At 59.3% G+C, this 19,639-nt stretch carries 19 protein-coding genes and 1 tRNA gene; 11 read left to right on the plus strand and 9 right to left on the minus strand.

Annotated elements, in window-relative coordinates; all coding sequences use genetic code 11:
* The first annotated feature begins 12 nt into the window (after nucleotides 1-12).
* The gene (locus RPF88_RS30610) at nucleotides 13-1,671 is read left to right on the plus strand and encodes an ADP-ribosylglycohydrolase family protein (RefSeq protein WP_337123925.1); all 1,659 of its coding nucleotides are present in this window, start codon (nucleotides 13-15) and stop codon (nucleotides 1,669-1,671) included.
* Between the two features lie 73 nt (nucleotides 1,672-1,744).
* Here the strand turns inward: RPF88_RS30610 and RPF88_RS30615 are convergent, their stop codons facing one another.
* Complete coding sequence (locus tag RPF88_RS30615) at nucleotides 1,745-2,107, minus strand: hypothetical protein (protein ID WP_337123807.1); 363 nt, start codon at nucleotides 2,105-2,107, stop codon at nucleotides 1,745-1,747.
* A gap of 75 nt (nucleotides 2,108-2,182) precedes the next feature.
* On the opposite strand from RPF88_RS30615, the gene RPF88_RS30620 reads away from it, so the two are divergent.
* The 3 genes from RPF88_RS30620 to RPF88_RS30630 all read left to right on the plus strand — a co-directional run bounded on the left by RPF88_RS30620 (nucleotide 2,183) and on the right by RPF88_RS30630 (nucleotide 5,539).
* Nucleotides 2,183-3,529 carry an IS5 family transposase gene (locus RPF88_RS30620; protein ID WP_063169227.1) on the plus strand — a complete coding sequence of 449 codons (1,347 nt, stop codon included), beginning with the start codon at nucleotides 2,183-2,185 and terminating at the stop codon, nucleotides 3,527-3,529.
* Between the two features lie 575 nt (nucleotides 3,530-4,104).
* Nucleotides 4,105-5,028 (plus strand): HNH endonuclease, encoded by a 924-nt coding sequence (locus tag RPF88_RS30625; protein WP_337123808.1) that lies wholly within the window; start codon nucleotides 4,105-4,107, stop codon nucleotides 5,026-5,028.
* Between the two features lie 124 nt (nucleotides 5,029-5,152).
* Entirely contained in the window at nucleotides 5,153-5,539 is a 387-nt protein-coding gene (locus RPF88_RS30630; protein WP_337123809.1) for a hypothetical protein, read from the plus strand.
* A 237-nt stretch (nucleotides 5,540-5,776) separates the two neighbouring features.
* Here the strand turns inward: RPF88_RS30630 and RPF88_RS30635 are convergent, their stop codons facing one another.
* Both RPF88_RS30635 and RPF88_RS30640 read right to left on the minus strand, forming a co-directional pair.
* On the minus strand, nucleotides 5,777-7,180 hold the full coding sequence (locus tag RPF88_RS30635; RefSeq protein ID WP_337123810.1) for a reverse transcriptase domain-containing protein: 1,404 nt from the start codon (nucleotides 7,178-7,180) through the stop codon (nucleotides 5,777-5,779).
* Complete coding sequence (locus RPF88_RS30640; RefSeq protein WP_337123811.1) at nucleotides 7,177-7,410, minus strand: helix-turn-helix domain-containing protein; 234 nt, start codon at nucleotides 7,408-7,410, stop codon at nucleotides 7,177-7,179. The genes RPF88_RS30635 and RPF88_RS30640 overlap by 4 nt, the downstream gene beginning before the upstream one ends.
* Nucleotides 7,411-8,178: 768 nt before the next feature.
* On the opposite strand from RPF88_RS30640, the gene RPF88_RS30645 reads away from it, so the two are divergent.
* Nucleotides 8,179-9,831, plus strand: coding sequence for a recombinase family protein (locus RPF88_RS30645; protein ID WP_337123812.1), 1,653 nt, complete (start codon nucleotides 8,179-8,181; stop codon nucleotides 9,829-9,831).
* Here the strand turns inward: RPF88_RS30645 and RPF88_RS30650 are convergent.
* A tRNA-Met gene (locus RPF88_RS30650) sits at nucleotides 9,810-9,886 on the minus strand. The two genes, RPF88_RS30645 and RPF88_RS30650, sit on opposite strands and share 22 nt — an antisense overlap.
* Nucleotides 9,887-10,126: 240 nt before the next feature.
* Here RPF88_RS30650 and RPF88_RS30655 point away from each other — a divergent pair.
* Nucleotides 10,127-11,092, plus strand: a complete 966-nt coding sequence (locus tag RPF88_RS30655) for a Gfo/Idh/MocA family protein (RefSeq protein WP_013529902.1) — start codon at nucleotides 10,127-10,129, stop codon at nucleotides 11,090-11,092.
* 56 nt (nucleotides 11,093-11,148) lie between these two features.
* On the opposite strand, the gene mnmA is transcribed toward RPF88_RS30655, so the two are convergent.
* Nucleotides 11,149-12,339, minus strand: coding sequence for a tRNA 2-thiouridine(34) synthase MnmA (gene mnmA, locus RPF88_RS30660; protein WP_013529903.1), 1,191 nt, complete (start codon nucleotides 12,337-12,339; stop codon nucleotides 11,149-11,151).
* A 289-nt stretch (nucleotides 12,340-12,628) separates the two neighbouring features.
* Here mnmA and sciP point away from each other — a divergent pair, with 289 nt between their 5' ends.
* The gene (sciP, locus tag RPF88_RS30665; protein ID WP_013529904.1) at nucleotides 12,629-12,904 is read left to right on the plus strand and encodes a CtrA inhibitor SciP; all 276 of its coding nucleotides are present in this window, start codon (nucleotides 12,629-12,631) and stop codon (nucleotides 12,902-12,904) included.
* 69 nt (nucleotides 12,905-12,973) lie between these two features.
* On the opposite strand, the gene RPF88_RS30670 is transcribed toward sciP, so the two are convergent.
* Nucleotides 12,974-13,900 (minus strand): NADP-dependent oxidoreductase, encoded by a 927-nt coding sequence (locus tag RPF88_RS30670; RefSeq protein ID WP_337123813.1) that lies wholly within the window; start codon nucleotides 13,898-13,900, stop codon nucleotides 12,974-12,976.
* A 90-nt stretch (nucleotides 13,901-13,990) separates the two neighbouring features.
* Here RPF88_RS30670 and RPF88_RS30675 point away from each other — a divergent pair, with 90 nt between their 5' ends.
* On the plus strand, nucleotides 13,991-14,389 hold the full coding sequence (locus RPF88_RS30675; RefSeq protein ID WP_013529906.1) for a winged helix-turn-helix transcriptional regulator: 399 nt from the start codon (nucleotides 13,991-13,993) through the stop codon (nucleotides 14,387-14,389).
* A 96-nt stretch (nucleotides 14,390-14,485) separates the two neighbouring features.
* Here RPF88_RS30675 and RPF88_RS30680 read toward each other — a convergent pair whose 3' ends face one another.
* Nucleotides 14,486-14,863, minus strand: coding sequence for a flagellar export protein FliJ (locus tag RPF88_RS30680; RefSeq protein WP_013529907.1), 378 nt, complete (start codon nucleotides 14,861-14,863; stop codon nucleotides 14,486-14,488).
* A gap of 452 nt (nucleotides 14,864-15,315) precedes the next feature.
* On the opposite strand from RPF88_RS30680, the gene ctrA reads away from it, so the two are divergent.
* Nucleotides 15,316-16,011: a response regulator transcription factor CtrA gene (ctrA, locus tag RPF88_RS30685; protein ID WP_006203583.1), complete on the plus strand. Its 696-nt coding sequence runs from the start codon at nucleotides 15,316-15,318 to the stop codon at nucleotides 16,009-16,011.
* 104 nt (nucleotides 16,012-16,115) lie between these two features.
* On the opposite strand, the gene RPF88_RS30690 is transcribed toward ctrA, so the two are convergent.
* On the minus strand, nucleotides 16,116-16,520 hold the full coding sequence (locus RPF88_RS30690) for a response regulator (protein ID WP_024504503.1): 405 nt from the start codon (nucleotides 16,518-16,520) through the stop codon (nucleotides 16,116-16,118).
* Between the two features lie 237 nt (nucleotides 16,521-16,757).
* The gene (gene chpT / locus RPF88_RS30695) at nucleotides 16,758-17,387 is read right to left on the minus strand and encodes a histidine phosphotransferase ChpT (RefSeq protein ID WP_027162205.1); all 630 of its coding nucleotides are present in this window, start codon (nucleotides 17,385-17,387) and stop codon (nucleotides 16,758-16,760) included.
* Between the two features lie 391 nt (nucleotides 17,388-17,778).
* Between chpT and RPF88_RS30700 the strand changes: the two genes are divergently transcribed.
* Together RPF88_RS30700 and RPF88_RS30705 are read left to right on the plus strand one after the other, a co-directional pair.
* Nucleotides 17,779-18,315: a DUF1134 domain-containing protein gene (locus RPF88_RS30700; protein ID WP_337123926.1), complete on the plus strand. Its 537-nt coding sequence runs from the start codon at nucleotides 17,779-17,781 to the stop codon at nucleotides 18,313-18,315.
* Between the two features lie 175 nt (nucleotides 18,316-18,490).
* Nucleotides 18,491-19,627, plus strand: coding sequence for a hypothetical protein (locus RPF88_RS30705; RefSeq protein WP_024504506.1), 1,137 nt, complete (start codon nucleotides 18,491-18,493; stop codon nucleotides 19,625-19,627).
* The last annotated feature ends 12 nt before the right edge of the window (nucleotides 19,628-19,639 follow it).

A 19,639-nucleotide genomic window follows, 5' to 3' on the forward strand; every position in this document is an offset into this window, starting at 1 on the left:
CCAGAATTGGCGGTGGCGTCGAAACAGCGGACGGCAGTGATTGGTTCAGCCCTGTGGGCCGCCGCTGGCGACGCTATGGGCTGGATCACAGAGCTGGGGAGTGAAGATACGGTACGGTACCGGACCGGGAACCATATTGTCGATGCCCCTGTCGAATGGAGGCGCAGGATTGGTGGACGTTTTGGTCCAACAGTCGTTCTTCCCGCCGGAACGTACTCGGATGACACCCAGTTGCGACTGGCTGTGTCTAGAGCAATTCGCGGGAGCGGAGAGTTCGACGTCGAGGTTTTTGCTAAGGTCGAACTCCCCGTTTGGGCATCCTATTCCCTAGGCGCGGGGAGAGGCACCACTGCGGCTGCCGCCAACCTAACTAAGAACAGTGTAAACTGGTTCAATAATTTCTTTGGCTCTGGTCAAGAGCGGGGCTATTTTCAAGCGGGCGGCAACGGAGCAGCGATGCGGATACAGCCGCACGTTTGGAAAGGCGATCCCTCTCGACCAGATACATTTTTGGCAGATGTCCTAAGGGATGCCGTGACCACACACGGACATCCAACCGGGTTTTGTGGTGCTGTTTTTCACTCACAGTGCGTAGCGTATGCACTCTCGTCGGGACGGGTGCCGGGACCCCGTGAATGGGTCGAATTCATTGGAGACCTTGAATACTGCACGTCCATTATCCGCTCAGACGAGAAATTGGGCCTCTTTTGGCTGGGGGCTTGGGAGGAAAGGGCGCGAATAACACTCCCAGAGGCAATAAAGCGTCAGATTGACTTCGGCCTCAGTTCAGTTGCTCGGATAGAAAAACTGCTCGGAGATAGAGGGAGCAACTACAGCGAGATACTCCAAGTTGTTGGTGGTTTCGCGGATGAAACTCGCGGCGCTGGATTTCACACAGCCATAGCTGCTGCAGCTCTAAGCACCTTTGCGGACGTGATGTCTAATGAGGACGTGCTGCGACTGGGTGCGAACTCGGTCGGCAGTGATACAGATACCATTTCATCGATGTCAGGCGCTATTATAGGCGCTGTTCGGCCAACTTCTCCAAACTGGCCTCTGCAGGATGCAGAATATCTAGTTAGCGAAGCAACCCGATTGGTTGATGTGTCTCAAGGGAAGCCCGCGCAAAGTTTTGGCTACCCCGATCTCATTTCTTGGTCGCCCCCCGGCACACAAAGCGATGCCGTCGGTTTAATTGGTGATCATTTCGTCCTCGCGGGTCTTGGTACGGCTGTTCCTTTTGGGCAAGAATGGCAAACAAATGATGCCGTTTGGCAATGGATGCGTTTAGAATTCGGGCAGACTGTTTTCACTAAGCGTCGTCAGAAACCACGCAAGTTGGATCGCCGGAATTTACCGTCGGCCTCATCCACCGAAACGCGTGCGCCCGATCAGCCCGGCCTTTTTCCAGAGCAGGCCGTCAAACCAGACGAACGGAAAATTGACCCCAGAAAAAATTACTCGCTACGCCGGAATGCTGACGCAAATGATCGTTCTGGAAATTTAGATGACATAACGAGCTTTGTGATCGAACGAGACTTCGCCCCTGAGGTAATCGGCGCAGCATTCCTAGAGCTTTCTGAAAGACCAGATGGCATAAACCTCTCGGTCGCTTTCGCAGCAATTATCTCAAAGGCCCTGATAGCTCGTCGCAAAAGAGGCAGGCGATAGGCGGGCCATTGTGGATATTGCGATTGCGCCTTTGCCTTGCTCTTGCTCGCGTGTCAGATCACATGAGCAACGACTACTGAGCCTTGAACTGACCGCGAGGATCGTCGCGGGCATCCGGCACCAGTTCGTAGCTCTCCAGATTTGCCATATCCAGAAAATACTTCGACTTTCGTCTTGGCGCTCCCCGAAGCCAATCAGCCAGTTCTGATTGCGTGACCTTCAGCCAATCTGGAAATTCGTCGGGGCTGCCGAACTGTCCTTCAATCAAACCGACCAAAGCGCTGATGTAGACGACACGACCAACGGCGGGAAACTCGTAAATCTCAATTCGTCGGCCGTGAACTATCCGCAAGCCATTGATCTGGCCTGTTGATTGAGGCGGATAGCGGCTTTGGAATTGCAGGATTAGCGGTATTTGGACGCTGTTTTCCTGCAATTCGGTTTTGCGATTCCCTTGTGGCGCGGAGCGTGATTCACTCGGTTCGGCGGCGGCGAATCGAGGGGACAGCGAATGTCCAGGCCACGCGAGAAGCGCGAGACGGGAGAGCAGGACCTGTTCCGCTCCCGGCTCGACCAAATCATCAACATGAAGCACGAGCTGGTGCGGCTGGCGCAGGCGATCGACTGGCCGGTGCTGGAGGAGCGTTTCGGCGCCGTCTATTCGGACGGCCCCGGCATGCCGCCGCTGCCGACCCGGCTGATGGCGGGGCTGGCGATCCTCAAGCACACCTTCAACCTGTCGGATGAGGTGCTGTGCGAGCGCTGGGTGGAGAACCCTTATTTCCAGTATCTCACCGGCGAGACGTTCTTTTGCCATACGCTGCCGTTCGACCGCTCCTCGATGACGCGTTGGCGCAGCCGTATGGGCGAGGAGCGGATTATGGTGCTGTTGCAGGAGAGCCTCAGCCTCGCGGTCAAGACCGGGGCGATGAAACCGGCCGACACGCGCCAGGTGATCGTCGACACCACCGTGCAGCCGAAGAACGTCATGTTCCCGACCGACGCCAAGCTCATCCATCGGGCACGCGAACGGCTGGTGCGGCTGGCCAAGAGGACGGGTCTCCATTTGCGCCAGAGTTATGTGCGGGTCGGCAAGCTGGCGCTGATCAGCCACCAGCGCTATGCCCACGCCAAGCAGTTCAAGCGGGCCAACAAGGCGCTACGCAAGCTCAAGACCTATCTCGGCCGGACCATTCGCGACATTGGTCGCCAGATCGCCGGCGATCAGGGGCTGGACGCGCTGTTCAAATGGCCGCTCTACCAGGCCGCCACCGTTCTCGAGCAACGCCAGCGCCAGCGCGGCCGCAAGATCTACAGCCTGCACGCACACGAGGTGGAATGCATCGGCAAGGGCAAGGCGCATGCGCCCTACGAGTTCGGGGTGAAGGTGTCGGTGGCCACCACGCTGAAGCGCTCCAGGGGCGGCCAGTTCGCCCTGCATGCAAAAGCACTGCCCGGCAATCCCTATGACGGCCACACGCTGGCAAGCGTCATCCCCGACATGGAAAAGACCATCGGCAACGAGATCGGCCGCATCCTCGCCGACGCCGGCTATCGCGGCCACAACGCACCGCAGAGCCACAAGCTCAGGGTCTTCACCGCGGGCCAGAAACGCCGCGTCACCCCAGCCATCAAGCGCCAGATGCGACGGCGGTCGGCGGTCGAGCCCGTCATCGGCCACATCAAGAGCGAACACAGAATGGGCCGCAACTACCTCGCCGGCCAGCAGGGCGACACCCTCAACGCCATCCTGGCCGCCGCCGGCTACAACTTCTCCCTCCTGCTCAGGTGGCTGAAGGGGTTTTTGTCGCTCTTGATTGCCCTGCTTCAAATCCGGCCGAAGCCGGTCGCCGCTTAGGGCTCGGATTGTTCACGGTCGACCAATTCCCCGACTGCCTTGGAGGCGATGTTCAATCAGCCGGTTCGCGATTTCCAAAACGATATTATCCTCCGGGTATCGCTCATCCACGAGAAGCCAATTTACAATCTCCTGTCTTCGGTCGTTGTCGGTTGAACCGTGGAAGGCACCAAGCCCCATGTTGCAAATGGTACAACAGGGGACCAGTTTGCACTGGCCAAACCTATCCCGGATTGCCTTCTTGGTGACCAATCCGCCGTCAGCGAACCTGTGAAGCACGTAAACCGGGGGTTGATGATCAAACTTCCCGTCATTCGGCATCCCGCAGTAAATGCACTGTGCGCCAGCGATCCTTTCATATGCACGCTCGAAACGCAGTTCAGCTTGGCGTCGGTTGTACCGTTGCTTTACCCGGCCCATAGGACCATCCAAACTCAGAGCGTTGAGACCCAGCGCCATCCAATGATATGAATGGGACACGATCAAGTTGTAAGGCAAAAAAGGAAACAGTTCCTTGGGTCTCTTCGCCGAGGTCGGGATAATCCACGAAGCCAGTACGAACACAGGAAGTTCCGATGAGCGTAAGGATCGTGGTGGCGGTAACGGATGGCGACTGGTTCGACCAGTTGCGTCGCCAACCCGATCTTGCCGAGGTCAATTTTTGGTCTCCCTCGCCAAAATCCTTCCGCGCGTTGCAACCCGGCGAGTTATTCCTGTTCAAGCTCCACTCACCGATCAACATGATTGTCGGCGGTGGTGTCTTCGCTTCATCGACGATCATGCCTTTGTCACTTGCATGGGAAGCGTTCGGGATCGCGAACGGCGTCACCAGCCTTACAGAGATGCGCTCTCGCATCCTGCGTTATCGCAAGGTCGATCCTGCGACGGCAGGTCCGATAGAAATAGGATGCCGCATCCTCACACAGCCTTTCTTCTTCCCAGAAAGCAGGTGGTTTTCTCCGCCAGCATCGTGGTCACCGAACATCGTCAGCCTTCGTGGCTATGATACCTCGGAACCAGAAGGGAAAGCGCTGTGGGAGGCCGCACAGGCCGCTATGGCCCCTTCGTTTGGTCCTTATTCGCTCGCGGAGGAGCAGGCGCGTTACGGCGAACCGACGTTGATCCGTCCGCGTCTCGGTCAGGGGGCCTTTCGGTTAGTCGTTACCGACCTATATGGTAGGCGCTGCGCAATCACTCAGGAGCGCACCCTCCCGGCCTTGGAAGCCGCCCATATTCGGCCATACGCCGACGGCGGAGAGCATTCCCCAAGCAACGGCATCCTTATGCGGCGGGACATTCACAGCCTCTTTGACCAAGGCTACGTGACCGTCACGCCCGAACACCGCTTTGAGGTCAGCCGCCGCATCCGAGAAGAGTTCGACAACGGGCGGCATTATTACGAACTGCATGGCTCAGCTATCACATTGCCAGCGATCCAAAATGCGAAACCGGAAGCAGAGGCGCTGAGGTGGCATAATGAGAGCCGGTATCTTGGCTAAATGTCGCCAGATTTTCGGAAGGGCTTTCTGTAGCCTTCCTGATCGATGGATGGGCAGCTGGGGGCGTGCGAACCATTTGTCTCCAGTTTCCCCGGTGTCGTTTTCGAAGAAACCTCTTGCTGCCATGTGCGCAGGCACGGCGGTAGTCATTGCACTGATTGTAAGTGCCGAAGCTAGTGCGAAGGAGTGCCCTCCCGGACATGCTGCAAACGAGCAGGATGACTGGAAATGGATTGCCAATAACGCTCGCCGCAATGCCGACTGGTACGTGGTGGATCATGGTGTGCCCGAAGTGGCACCAGCAATAGGCGACGTCTCGGTGGTCTATCAGGGTGGTGGTGAGTACGAGGGGCAGTACCTCGTGATTGTCAAGCAAGAAGGCCAAGCCGGAATTGTCTTTATGATGCTTAGGCCACGCTTCGATTTCTGTGCCGACGTGTCTTCGCTCGACGATGCGAGACCCGATCTGTTCGAGGTCGTTGTCGCCAAGTTCAATGGCAGGAAATTCTGAACAGAAGCGGCAGAGCGAAACGCCGCAGTCCCCCAATCCGGTCGGTGTCCGACTAGGTCAACGAGGTCCGTTGTTCAGAGCCGCTTCGATGACCCCTTTTGAGCCATTGCAGATCATTTGCGGATAGTGCAGCCAAACGTGTCGTTAGCTCTAGGAGCGGGCCGCGCCGCAATGCCCCGGATGGGATTTCTGGGCTGAAAAGCTCGGCGGGATCGACCCCACTCCTGCGCCCGAGGCTCACGGACCCGGAACCGCCAACAACGCTGTCGCGAGGTGTGCGATCTTGATTTTTTCCGAGTAGCCACCTGATTTCTTGGGGGTCTTAACGATCTCGTGTACGAATGCGCCCCCGACCAGTTTCTTAGCGTAGGCCACGGGAACGTCATGCTTGAGGCAGAGTTTCACGAACCGCTCGATTGCTTGCTCCAGCATAAGGGGAAAATGGTCGGCTGCTCTGAATGCAATCGCCCATGCGACGCGATACAGGCAGTAGTCGGCGATGGCCTCAGCGACAATGGCCTTGTTGATCTTGGCTATGTAGGCAACTCTGCGCTCGCGTAGTGTGCATTCCTTCTTGTGCATGTTCTTCGCTTCGTAGGTCGGCGAGACCAGCAGGTTCTTGGTCCCCGGAACGAACCAGAGATAGTATCCGAGGAAGCGCAAGCCGCCATCGTCCAGCGTGTCCTCGGATAGGTGGAACGTGAAATCTCCAGCCGCACTCTCCTCGAAGGCGAGGAGCAGAGCATTCTCTGCGAGCTTCAAGTCGTCGGCGTTCTTCGCCAGCAGGCAAATGTCGTCCACATACATGGTGAGCACGACCCCTGCGGGGACAACGATGTCGAGGGCTGACACGACATAGGCGGCGACGATATTGGAGCACGCCGAACCCTGCGGCAGCACGGTCGGGCTGGGGATAGGATACGTATAGCTATTAGATGCGCATCCCGGTGCATTACATGTGGCTTGCGTCCCTCCTTTTTTCGGTTTGAGTTTCAGGTTGTCGGGGATCACCACGTTGGTGATTATTGATTTCGGCAGAGGCAGGAGCGTCGTCAATGCATCACGCGAGAAGCTGTTGAAGAAGTCCCTTAGGTCGAGCGTCATGCCGTGGTGGTAGCCACTCAGGATCAACTTCCTAATAAGCTCTACCGCGTCAGCTTGTCCGCGCTTGCGCACGCCGTACTGAAAGGGTTTTGGCTCCCAGCGCGCCGATATCACTCGCAAGACCATGTGTTGAGCAGCCCGGTGCAGGGGGCCGAAATCGTGCAGGAGACGAAATCCCTGTCCGCTCGCTTTCGGTTCATGCCAGCACGCGACTGGTTCTGTGATTGGCTGGGATAGAGACAGCTTCTTTGAGAGGTCGAGGCAGGTGGAAATGGGGAGGCGCTTCCACCTCGGGAGACGCTTCGCCTGTTCGACCATGCTGACAAATCGACAGGCAATGGATGCGAAGTAGACCTCGGCCTTCTTCCTGAAGGCGCTTTCGGTTGGCGCTGATCTCAGTTGCTTGTGCAGCTTGCGCTCGCGTTTCGAGCAAATGGCATACTCAAGAAGAGCTTCGTCCTCGTGCTCAGCGCCCAGTTCGGTAAGAGGAAAGGCGACGCCATCGCATAGTACCTGCCCGGCGAGTGTCGCGCTCATGACCTGAACGCTTTCAGTTCGGAAACACGGTAGTAAACTCTGCTGCCGAGCTTGGTCCATGTCGGACCGTTCCCGGTACTGCGCCAACGGTTCAACGTTGGGACGCTGACGCCCAAGTAGCGGGCAGCCTGTTCTACCGTTAGCCGAGGATCGTCGGCGTCCTCAGCCTGCCGCTGGGCGATCTGTTGCTCACCAAATTGGAAGTTGCGGGTGTTTCTGCGAGATTTCATGTCGGGCGCTCCGCTTGGCTGGGCGCTCGATACGGATGAAACTACCGTTCCGACATGGTCAATCGAGTAATGGAACGCCTATCCGATCCGGTCTGAGCGATCAAGTTCGATTTCCTTTGGTAGCATTCAACCATAACTAGTAACCTTTAATTGTCCGATAGTTAGCCTGTGAGTAACGGGGAAAAGTGGCGAGGAGTGAATTCGATTTCAGAGTTTTATCAATCGCTATCACATCGACCCCTTTGACTTACGGAGCGTCCCGCATAACGTGAGGGGGCTGTTGAGTAAGTGCTGCTCGTGTGACGAGTAGCCGTCAGATCGCGAGATCAAGCGGACATGCCTGCAAGTGCGCATCAGTTAGTGGCGCACAACGCTCCGATTGGAGAGGTGTGTCGTGATCCATAGTCCCTAGAATAAGAAAGCGCCGCGAGTTTGACTTACAGACCCGCGAGTGCTGGCATTGAACCGCTTGTGGAGTAAGCGCCCGTCCGCTGAATGCGGCGGGCCGTCGGACCGGGAGGGCACCCGGACAGGCACCTAGCAGCAGCATGCAGACGCATGCACCGTCAGGTGGAGCCTTCGAGTGCCCCTCAAACTCAACAAGCGGCGGAAGACGATCCGTCAAGATGACTATCAGCATGCGGGCCGGGACCGCGACAAAGTGGCGAGCTTCCCGATGGCACTCGACCCGCTGGACCGACTGGTGGTTTTCCTAGCAATGCGAACAGCGGAGCAGGATCACCGGAGTGCACAGGGGGAGGACCAATCATGCGAGCCGTAACGTACAGTCGCTACAGCACTGACCTCCAGAATGATCGCTCTATTGAGGATCAGGTCGCCCTATGCACGGCTTACGCGGTTCGTCATGGGTATCATATTGTCGGACATTATGAGGATCGCGCGGTATCTGGAGCGTCACTTCATGGCCGCAAGGTCCACGAACTCCTAGCGGCGGCGGAGCGACGAGAGTTCGATATGGTGCTGACCGAGGCTTTCGACAGACTGGCCCGCGACACTGGCGATAGTATTTTCGTTCTGAAGCGCCTGAACTTTCTCGGGGTCAAGCTGGTATCGGTAAACCAAGGCGAAGCGGAGACGCTTAATCTGGTGATCCACGGGTTGATGGGTCAACTCCAGCGGGAGGAAGGAGCTAGAAAGGTTCGCCGAGGCATGGCCGGGGTCGTGCGGGAAGGGCGAAACCCCGGTGGGCGACCCTATGCCTACCGCCCGGTTGCCGGGCAGGTGGGGCGTTTGGAAATCGTGGAGGAGGAAGCTGCTGTAGTTCGCCGCATCTACGCCGAGTTCCTTGCCGGAAGCTCCTCCCGAACCATTGCGCATGGCCTCAACCGCGACAGCGTGCCGCCGCCTCGTCGCAGCCTGTGGAATGCATCCACTATTCACGGCAACGCCAAGCGCGGCATCGGCATCTTGAACAACACCATCTATGACGGTCGCCTGACATGGAACAAGCTCAGGATGGAGAAGAACCCCGACACGGGCAAGCGTGTATCACGTGAGAACCCATTAGATCAGCGGCAAGAGGTCGAGGTCGCTGAACTCCGCATTTTGGACGTGGGGGTATTCGAGGCGGCAAGAGCGCGCCGCGAGGCTACAAGGAAGCCGCGACCCGAAATGCACCGCCGACCCAAGCGACTGTTGTCGGGCCTGCTTCGCTGCGGCGTCTGCGGGTCAGGTATGTCAACGTCAGGAAAGGACAAATCCTGTCGTGTTCGTATTCGTTGCTCCGCGCACAGGGAGAGCGGCAACTGTCCCGATGCCAAGACCTGCTATCTCGACAGCGTGGAGGAGTTGGTAGTGAGTTCCCTGCTTGACGAGCTTCGGGAGCCTTGGAAGGTTACTCTCTTCATTGAGACCTATGTGGCCGAACGCAAGCGTCTGGTCGCGTCATCACATCGCAACCGTTCGACGCTGGGAGCCAAGCTCGCGCAGGTTCAGCGGGAGACCGACCGCATAGTAGAATTCGTCGCTAAGGGTGTCTTTTCGGAGGAGGATGTTCAGAAACAACTTCCCGCACTTCGGGCAGAGAAACAGCGGTTGCAGCAGGAACTGGAGCGCGTTCCAAACGAGGTCGAGAAAGTCGTGCTGCATGACCGGGCGTTGTCTCAGTTCGAAGTCAAGCTCGCCCGCTTGCGGAACGAACTCCAGCGAGGAATTGACGACGGCAACAGTGAGGGAGCAGATGCTATCCGGGAACTGGTGGACAGCGTCACAGTCTACCCGAACCGAAAGGGCGGTGTGAGCGTCAACATTCGGGGAAAATTGGACGCTCTGGTAGGAGCAAGAGGCTTCGGAAGCCTCGGTATTGTTAATGGTGATAGCGGAGGACCTTTCGTTCCGCCTTCAATATTGTGCACCGGCCACTCTGTCGGTGGGAACGGTGGTAGCGGGAGAGGGACTTGAACCCCCGACCCCAGGATTATGATTCCCGTGCTCTAACCAACTGAGCTACCCCGCCAGGGCGGCGAAAGGCCCGAAATCCGCCTCAAATCGAAAGGCATGTCAGGGGCGTTCGCCAAGGTCGCGCGGATATAAGGTTGGGAGGGTGAGCCTGTCAAGCTTCGAAGCAACCGGCTTGCCGGCTTATCGTCATTATCGAAAAGCTTTGCCGCGGCGACATTTGGTTGTCGCCGCCGGGGTTGAGTTCGAAGGGGCACGTCGCTATGTCTCGGCCACGAGTTTTTAGAGTTTGAAACAGATGAAGCCGCGCATAGCAGTCCTCGGTTGCGGATACTGGGGCAGCAACCACATCCGCACTCTCAAGGCGCTCGGCGCGCTGCACGCGGTCTCCGATACCAACCGGGCCCGCGCGGAAGGCTTTGCCAGCGAGCAGGACTGCCTGGCGATCGAGCCGGACCAGCTGTTCGTCCGTGACGATATCGACGCCATCGTCATGGCGCTGCCGCCGCAATTCCATGCCGACCTTGCGGTACGTGCCGTCGAGAACGGCAAGGACGTGCTGGTGGAAAAGCCGATCGCGCTGACGGTGGCGGATGCCGAGCGTGCGGTGCAGGCGGCCAAGGACAATGGCCGCGTCTTCATGGTCGGCCATGTCCTGCGGTTCCACCCCGCCTTCGAGACGCTGAAAGGGCTGATCGACAAGGGAGAGCTTGGCGAAGTCCGCTACATCCACTCTCACCGGCTCGGCCTCGGCAAGTTCCACACAGAGAACGACGCGCTGTGGGACCTGGCGCCGCACGATCTATCGATGATCCTGGCGATCACCGGCACAGAGCCGATCGAGGTGCGCGGCGAGGGGGCCGCCCTGCTCGACAATCTCAGCGACTTCGCGCATCTGCACATGCGCTTCCCCAACGGCCTGCGCAGCCATCTCTTCACCTCGCGTCTCAATCCCTATCGCGAGCGGCGGCTGACCGTGGTCGGCACCAAGGCAATGGCGGTGTTCGACGACGTCGAGCCATGGGAACGCAAGCTGGCCGTCTACCGCCACGCGGTGTGGCAGGACAGCGGCCAATGGGCCTTCACCACCAATGAGCCGTCCTATGTCGCGGTTGCCCAGGGCATGCCGCTGACGCGCGAGCTGGAGCATTTCATCCAGTGCATCGAGACGCGTGCCGAACCGCGTACCAGCGGCGAGGAAGCGATCCGGGTGCTGCGCATCCTGACCGCCGGCACGGTCACCCACACCAAGTCGAATTCCTGAAGCGCGGATTATTCGGCAGGAAACTTATTCGGCAAGAATCTTATTCCGCGGGAATCTTATTCCGCGGGAATCTGGGCCGGCCGGGCGGCAAGCCGGGTCAGCATGGCCTCGGCCTCGGCGCCACGCTCCGATCGCTCGATGAAGCCGCCGCCGAACACGCGGGCCTCGTTGCCGTCATCGGAGTAGAGCACGCAGGCCTGGCCCGGCGCGATGCCGGACTCGCCGTCTACCAGTTCCACCCATGTGGCACCGGCACGATGATGCAGCACGGCCGGGCGCGGCGGCCGCGTCGAGCGGACCTTGGCGAACAGTTCCAGGCCGCCGGCAGGGACGTCTGTGAGCGGTCCGTCGCCCAGCCAGTTCATATTGCGCAGATAGATCTTGTGCGTCTCCAGCGCCTCGCGCGGGCCAACCACGACGCGAGCCCGGTCGGCATCGAGATGGACGACGTAAAGCGGCTCGCCGGAAGCGATGCCGATGCCGCGGCGCTGGCCGATCGTGTAGCGCAGGATGCCCTCATGGCGGCCGAGCACGCGGCCGTCGATGTGGACGATGTCGCCCGGATTGGCCGCAGTTGGCTTCAGCTTGGCGATGATGTCGGAATACTTGCCCTGCGGCACGAAGCAGATGTCCTGGCTGTCCTGCTTGGCGGCAACCGCCAGCCCCATCTCCTCGGCGATGGCGCGAACCTGAGGCTTCGACAGGCCGCCGAGGGGAAAGCGCAGATAATCGATCTGCGCCTGCGTGGTGGCGAACAGGAAGTAGCTCTGGTCACGGTCGGCGTCGACCGGACGGTAGAGCGCGCGCTGGGCGCCATTGGCGCCGGAACGGATGTAGTGGCCGGTGGCCAGCGCGTCGGCGCCGAGCTCCTTGGCGGTGGCCAGGAGGTCGGCGAACTTCACCGTCTGGTTGCAGGAAACGCACGGGATCGGCGTCTCGCCGGCGACGTAGCTCTCGGCGAAGGGATCGATGACCGCCTTGCGGAAGCGTTCCTCGTAGTCGAGCACATAATGGGGGATGCCGAGCGTCTCGGAGACACGGCGGGCATCGTCGATGTCCTGCCCCGCGCAGCATGAGCCGGCCCGGTGCGTCGCCGCGCCGTGGTCGTAGAGCTGCAAGGTGACGCCGACGACGTCGTAGCCCTCGCGTTTCAGCAGGCCGGCGACGACCGATGAATCGACACCGCCGGACATGGCGACGACGATGCGGGTGTTTTCGGGACGTCCGGGAAGATCGAGACTGTTCATGATGCTTTCGTTCTGCGCGGCGCCTCAATGCCAATGTCGAGAATATAGGTCAAGCTTTACCGGCGCGCCAGCGTGCAGGGCGATTCACCGTTTGTCGCCGATCTTCGCCAAGGGATGCATTTTCCCCCGGCAAATCAGGGTTTGCGGGCAGATGTTTCAAATGCCGGCGAAAAGACTAACGCGGCGTTCATGATCCTTACCTAGTCATTAGGGTCTGCTTAGGCAATTTTTAAAGCTGTGGCGGTAACGTGGCGGGGATTGGGTCTTTGAGTTTTTTGTAGAGAGTACGATGACCGATCTGGTTAGACCGAGAGTCAAATATGTTATCGGGCCTGACGGCAGCCCTCTTACGATTGCCGATCTGCCGCCGACCAATACACGTCGCTGGGTTATCCGGCGTAAGGCGGAAGTGGTTGCGGCCGTGCGCGGCGGGCTTTTGAGCCTGGACGAGGCATGCCAACGCTACAAGCTCACCACCGAGGAATTCCTGTCCTGGCAGGCGTCGATCGACGAATACGGCCTTGCCGGGCTGCGCACGACACGCATCCAGCAATACCGGCACTGACCATTGCGAATTTAGACGAAGGGCGCGGCTAACTCCGCGCCCTTCTGTTTTTCACGGTCACCGTTCCGCTCAGAGCGACAGCACAACCTTGCCGATCGGCTTGGTGGCAAGGAAGGCGTGAGCGGCCCCCGCCTGGTCCAGTGGGAAGCTCTTCGCCACATGGACGGTGAGCTTGTGGGCATCGATCAACCGAGCCAGTTCCAGCAGGCCCTCCCTGTCGGGCACGACCGACATACGCTCGACCCGAATATCGCGCGCACTGGCCTGCGCCCTGGTGTCGTTGCTGACATCGAGCAATGACACCAGCACGCCGCCACGTTTGAGCACCTTCAGTGAGCGTTGGGCGTGGTCGCCGCCCATTGGATCCAGCACCAGATCGATGTCGCGAACATGTTCGGTGAAATCGCCCTTGGTGTAGTCGATGACCTCGTCGGCGCCGAGGTTGCGGACGAAATCGAGCTTGCCCGGGCTGGCCGTGGCGACGACGTAGGCGCCGCGCGCCTTGGCGATCTGCACCGCCAGATGACCGACGCCGCCGGCTCCCGCATGCACCAATACGCGCTGCCCCGATTTCAGCCCGCCGTGGCGAACAAGCCCTTGCCAGGCGGTGAGGCCGGCCAGCGGCAAGGCGCCTGCCTCGAGGTGGCCCGCGCCCTTCGGCTTCAGTGTGATTTGATCGGCAGGTACGGCAACCAACTCGGCATAGGCGGCGGCCTGCTTGGGAAAGCGCGGCATCCCGAACACCTCGTCGCCGATCTTGAAGCCGGTGACGCCGGCGCCGAGTGCTTCGACAGTTCCCGAGATATCCCACCCCAGGATGAAGGGCGGCTCGCCGAGCAAGGGGTAGTAGCCGGCACGGACGGCGCCATCGACCGGATTGATGCCCGCGGCCTTGACACCGACCAGCACTTCGCCGGCCTCTGGCGTGGGATCGGGCTGATCGGCGATGACAAGGACGTCGGGTCCGCCGACGGAATTCTGGATAGCGGCACGCATTGAGATATCTCCTGCTCGGTTGATGCCACTATCATTTGGATAGTAATAGTCCCTTGTCCAGTATGTACCTTTCTGATACATACGCACCTCATGGATAGTGAAGATGATTGCGGTTTCGGCTATGACGCGTTCCGGCGAACGTGTCCTTCGCACACGGTGCTGGAGATGCTGGCCAGCAAATGGGTCTATCTGGTGGTTTGCGCGCTGCGCAAAGGCCGGCTGCGCAATGGCGAGCTTGCCCGGAAGCTTGACGGCATCACGCCGAAGATGCTGACGCAGACGCTGCGCGTGCTCGAGCGCGACGGATTGGTACGGCGCGAGATCTTTCCGGTCATTCCGCCGCGGGTCGAATATGAATTGACCGAGCTCGGTCAGAACCTGGCGGGACTGCTTACCCAGATCAGGTCATGGGCGGAGCAGCATGCGCCGGATATCAAGGATGCCCGTGCAAGGGCAATTGCCGAGAATGAAGGGGATTGGGCCGCGTAGGGCGGTTTTCATTCTTCTGGGCGTATTCCGCCGGGCCGCAAGCCGCGACAATGCGCCAGTCCGATGGCGAGCGTTGACGTCGCCAGGGGCAGGGTTTTAGCCGATCATGGCGCTGCGGCCACCGACTTCGGCTTCGCGGATCTTCGTGTCGCGCGATTCCAGCATTTCCGCTTTGGAAAGCTCCGCTTCAGCTTCGCCGAGTAATGATTCGGCGGCGCTTCGCTGCTGGGCGAGGTCGCTTTGGGAATTCCTGAGATTGTCGCGGCGCAGGCGAGCCGCCTTGGCGAAGGTCGGATAGGCGAAATGGTTGATGTCGGTGATGCCGGCCTTCTTTTCCTCGGCGGTAATCTGAAGCTCCAGCTCGACGGCCATGCGTTCGAACTCGGCGATCATCATGTCGAGCTGCAGCAGCTGCCGCCGCTTCTCATTCACCTGAAACTGTTTCAGCCGAACGAGGTTTTCACGTGACTTCATGATTCGGTACTCCCGGAAACGCACACCCGCACTTATCGTCCAAACCACCTGGAAACGCCCAGGCCGCACCCGTGTCCACCGGCTTTCCCCCAACTATGGGAAACAAAACCCTAAAGTTTTTTGCCGGCGGTAACCATTCGTTTACGGGCATTGTTAATCATACGGGTCAGGACTTAAGGCCGGGTAAAAATTCCGGCCACCGATGCGGAAGCGACGTCGATGAGTCCCTGGAGTCGCTTAGTCCAGGTTGTTAATGTGTTGCATTAGGAATTTGGTTCTGAGATTCGTTATTAGATTCAAGAGGGTGTAGAAAGAGGTTAAAAAATCTGGTACCGTCATGGACGGGAAATTAGGATTTGTTAACCATTCAATGGCAGCCTCTGCACAAGGCAACCACTGCTCCGGGTCCGGACGGGTCGTGAAATGGTCCGGCAGCAGAAAAGGGGAATAAAATGCGTGTTCTGCTGATAGAAGATGACAGTGCAACCGCACAAAGCATCGAACTGATGCTGAAATCGGAAAGTTTCAACGTCTACACGACCGATCTCGGTGAAGAGGGCGTCGATCTAGGCAAGCTCTACGACTACGATATCATTCTTCTCGACCTCAACCTGCCTGACATGTCAGGCTACGAGGTCTTGAGAACGCTTCGCCTTTCCAAGGTCAAAACACCTATTCTCATCCTCTCCGGCATGGCCGGCATCGAGGACAAGGTGCGCGGCCTCGGCTTCGGCGCAGACGACTACATGACCAAGCCATTCCACAAGGACGAGCTGGTTGCCCGCATTCATGCCATCGTGCGGCGCTCCAAGGGCCACGCCCAGTCGGTCATCACCACCGGCGACCTGGTGGTCAACCTCGATGCCAAGACAGTCGAAGTGGGCGGCCAGCGCGTGCACCTGACCGGCAAGGAATACCAGATGCTGGAGTTGCTCTCGCTACGCAAGGGCACCACGTTGACCAAGGAAATGTTCCTCAACCACCTCTATGGCGGCATGGACGAGCCTGAGCTGAAAATCATCGACGTCTTCATCTGCAAGCTGCGCAAAAAGCTCGACGCGGCATCGGGCGGTCAGAACTACATCGAAACGGTCTGGGGTCGCGGCTATGTGCTGCGCGAACCGGAAGACATTCGCGTCAGCGCCTGAGCGACGAATCGTTCGAATCTTTTCAATAAAAAACCCGGCTTCGGCCGGGTTTTTGCATGATGGGCTGGTAACGGTCTGCTTTTGGGCTTCCGAGCAGAAGACCGTCACGCACTTTTTCTGGAGTTGCTCAAGGATGCCGAATCAGGTGCGCTCTTCAAGGTGCGAAAGCGCTCGAGCAGCTGCGGGCGGTTGAACGGCTTCAAGAGATAGCCCTGGGCGCCGGCTCGCTTGGCCCGCATGATCGAAGCAATATCGAGCTCGACCAGGGAAATCAGGATCTGCGGCCTTATCGGGCTCTCCATGGCGCGGACGCGACGGATGAGGTCGACTGCCGGTACGTCGGGCAAGGCGCCATCGACGACGATGATGTCGGGCATGTCGGCGGCGCACATCTCCAGCGCGTCAAGTCCGCTGGCGGCCTCGATGACAATCATTTCGGAGCCGCCCAGGATGCGTTTTGCAACCTTCCTGATAACGCTTGAATCGTCGACGAACATGCAGCGTTTCATTTCCGGGTCCTCTTTGCCTTCTGGCAGTCCGGCAGCGTCGGGGCATCCAGGACGCACCATAGGCCAATCTGGTAAAGAAGCCGAAAAGGCGTTAGGTAAAATTTTTACAAAGATGGGCAGGTGCCTACTTTTATTCACGAATGCTTTGGCACCGCCTGAACGACCAGACGCATCTCAAGTCGATGAGCTGGAATTACAGCGTTAAATGAAAAAATACTTCGCTTTATCGGCTGCGCATCAGGCCGCCGAAAGCACGATTTCTTCCGGCGTCGCGTGGATCGATATCGTCATGCCGGCTTCGCGCGCCAGGAGCAGCGTGTAATAGGGCTGCACGGAATGCGCGTCGATCGGCTCCTCCGGCTTGTGGCCGGAATGCAGTTCGAGGAATTTCGGCGGCACCCGCAGCATCGGGCCAGCCGACGTAAGCGCGAAACGCGGTTCGGTCTCAAGGTTTTCCAGCGTCACGGAAAGCTTGCCGCCGCGCGGAATGGCGGCATTGGCGACGAGGATCAGGTTGAGCAGCAGCTTGACCTTGTTCTTGGGCAGCAACGCGCGGGGCCCGTTCCAGGTCAGTTCCGGCTTTTCGTTCTTGAGGAAGGCGATGGCGACCGCTTCGGCATCGCCGGTATCGATCAACATGCCGGCCGAACCGGCGGCACCGAAGGCGATGCGGGCGAACTGAAGGCGGGCCGAAGCGTTGCGGGCGCTCTGACGGATCAGCTTCATGGCGTCCTCATCGGCGCCGCCTTCATCAAGCAATTCGAGCCCGTTGTTGATCGCGCCGACCGGCGAGATGATATCGTGGCAGACCCGGCTGCACAAAAGCGCTGCCAGATCGGGTGCGGAAAGGGTGAACAGATCGGCCATCGGCGAAAAATCCCTGCAAAATCTCACAACTCATGGCCGGGCGATCGATCGTCGCCTGCCACACGAATCACGCACTCTCTCCTCAGGCTTTCTGAATACACAGCGCCCGTGCGTGCAGCAACAAATCCAAATTGTGGTTGTGGCAAATGGCGTGTTCACACAGGCTGCCGACCCCAATTGAGCGACCCCAAACAGCCTTCGAACCGCCATGTTCATGTGGGAGCTTAATGGTTGAAAAAGGATTACGGCATAATTTGCCCCTAACAGTTACCCTTAACGGCCGGCTAAAAGAGCCGTACGGGGTGCGAGGCGTCGGCGAAGGTGCTCCCTGACGGAGATTGGAAGCATGTTTTCCCGATACTACGACCGGAGCTTTCTCCGTGTCTTCTCAATGGCGGTCACGCTCCTGGGCGTTCTCGTCTTCTCGACTTCAGCCTTGCGGGCCCAGGAATACACCGCTCAGGAGATTGTCGATTCCGGTCACAAATTTTTTGGCGCCACATCGGGCGGACTCGCCACGGTGATCGAGAAGATTCTTGCCTCCTACGGCCTGCCCAACGGCTATCTGCTGGGCGAAGAGGGCTCTGGTGCGCTGATCGGTGGCCTGACCTATGGCGAAGGCACGCTCTACACCAAGAATGCCGGCGACCACAAAGTGTTCTGGCAAGGCCCGTCGCTCGGCTGGGATTTCGGCGGCGAGGGGTCGCGGGTGATGATGCTGGTCTACAATCTCGATGATGTGGGCAGCCTCTACAACCGCTATGGCGGCGTTGCCGGTTCAGCCTATGTGGTGGCGGGCGTCGGCTTCAACGTGCTGAAGAACAACAATGTTCTCCTGGTGCCGATCCGCACCGGCGTCGGTGCTCGGCTCGGCGTCAATCTCGGCTATCTGAAGCTTACCGAGCGGGCCACGTGGAATCCGTTCTAGGCTGAAGTCCTTGGCTGTCGTTGTCCAATCCGGGACCGCTTTTGGGTCGACATGCATTAAACTCGTACCGTTGCGGCAAACCCTTGCCGCAACGCTGGATTTCCGCCATGTCAACGTGGCACAGTCAAAGCGATCTATGCGCTTTTGATGCTTGCCGGCCACAACGGGTAGTCACTTGGTCCAGTCGGTCCTGTTCTTCGTCCTCGGCTTTCTCTGCGCTGGCTTTCTGGCGCTCATGGTGGCTCCGGCCATATGGCGTCGTGCGGTCGCGCTTACACGCAAACGCATCGAATCCTCGATCCCTCTGACGCAGACCGAGATCCAGGCGGACAAGGATCGCATCCGCGCCGAATACGCCATGACGACGCGCCGCCTGGAAATCAGCGTCAAGGCGTTGCGTGAGAAGGCGGCCGAACAACTGGTCGAGATCAATCGCGGTCGCGAGGCCATGAAGGGCCTGGCGGTCGAGCGGACTGACAAGAACCAGGCGCTGACCGAGCTGGGCGCGAAGAACGAAGCGCTGCGTCAGCGAGAGGGCGAGTTGCAGCAGCTTTCGGAGCGTCTGAAGGAAACCGAACGCAAGCTGGAAAAGCGCGCCCTTGAGCTGGAAAAGCTGGAGCGCATGTATGACGACGCCAGTTTTTCCTCGAGCAGCCGGCAGATCGAGCTCGTGGCGCGAGAGTCCGAAATGCAGAAACTCGCCAGTGACATTGCGATGCTGCGCGGCCAGCGCAAGGAAGCCGACAGGCGCGGCCAGGAAATCGCGGCCGAAAGCAAGGCCGCGCGGGACGCCCTGAAAGCCGAGAAGAAAAAGACCGCCGAGCTCGACAAGAAGGTCGAACGGCTGCTGGCCACACTTGCCGATCGAGAAGACAAACTCGACCGCCGCGAAAAGGAACTGGCACGCATGCGCGAAAGATCGAAATCCGAGGACAGCGCGCCAGCCTTGCGGCTGGTCGGCAAGGGTGGCGATGTCGCGAGGAGCGATGATTTCGACAAGGCAATCGCCAAGCTCGACAGCGACCGTGAGCAGCTCGAGGCGAGGCTGACGGCGCTGGCGCGCGAGAACAAACGGCTGAAGGCGGATCTCACCGCACTGGCCGCCTCCAAGGCCACTGACAGCAGCTCCGCCTTGCGCGAGCAGATGAACGAGCTGGCGGCGGAGGTCGTCCATCTGACGGCCAAGCTCGAGGGGCCTGGTTCGCCGATCGCCATGGCATTGGCGGTACCGTCGGACGCACGCTCCGGCAACGGTGACCGCAGTCTTGCCGACCGCGTGCGCGCGCTGCAGAAGGCTGACGCGACAAGCTGAGATCAGGTCTCC

This window comes from Mesorhizobium sp. ISC11 (genome assembly GCF_037162595.1).
In the GTDB taxonomy this organism is placed as follows: domain Bacteria; phylum Pseudomonadota; class Alphaproteobacteria; order Rhizobiales; family Rhizobiaceae; genus Mesorhizobium; species Mesorhizobium ciceri.